Origin of the sequence: Pseudomonas sp. 30_B, from assembly GCF_017491605.1 — a bacterium.
Taxonomy (GTDB): domain Bacteria; phylum Pseudomonadota; class Gammaproteobacteria; order Pseudomonadales; family Pseudomonadaceae; genus Pseudomonas.
Window position 1 is genome coordinate 1 of the sequence record NZ_JAFGYY010000256.1, and the last position, 480, is coordinate 480.

Annotated in this window: 2 protein-coding genes; both read left to right on the top strand. The window is 66.7% G+C overall.

Translation table 11 applies throughout. The annotated features are described in order from the left end of the window. On the top strand, positions 1-319 hold a 319-nt coding region (locus tag J5M67_RS28170), incomplete at its 5' end, for a hypothetical protein (protein ID WP_207888641.1). A 2-nt stretch (positions 320-321) separates the two neighbouring features. Next, positions 322-480, top strand: a 159-nt coding sequence (locus J5M67_RS30040; protein ID WP_368735968.1) for a CstA-like transporter-associated (seleno)protein, incomplete at its 3' end; no start/stop codon positions are given.

Sequence of the window (480 nt, forward strand, 5' to 3'; positions counted from 1 at the left end):
CCGCAATGCGCTGGCGGCCGGTGAGACCTCCTTCAGCACGGCCAAGGATGTGGAGTCGATGCAGGCGGTGGTTCGCAACACCGCGGTCCAGGGTTCGCTGTCGGTGATCTTCGCGGTGCTCTCGCTGATCGTGATCGGCTACTCGATCGCCGCGGTGATCAAGGCCTATCGTTCCGGTGAGGTGATCGACCACGAGGATCCGCCGGTGCCCTCGCATCGGTTCGCTCCGGCCGATCTGATCGCCACCGCCGAAGAACGCGCGATCCAGCGCGAATGGGATGCCCTGCCGGCCGACCAGCAGCCCTCCCGAGGCCACTGATCATGAACCTCGGTGATCGGCTGCGTCGCGGCTGGCGGTCGGTGAGCTGGTACGTCAACCAGCTCACCGGCCAGGGGCGGTACGAGGCCTATGTCGCCCACGCGCGGGCTTCCCACCCCGAGGTCGAGCCGATGGATCGCAAACAGTTCTGGCGGCAGTAC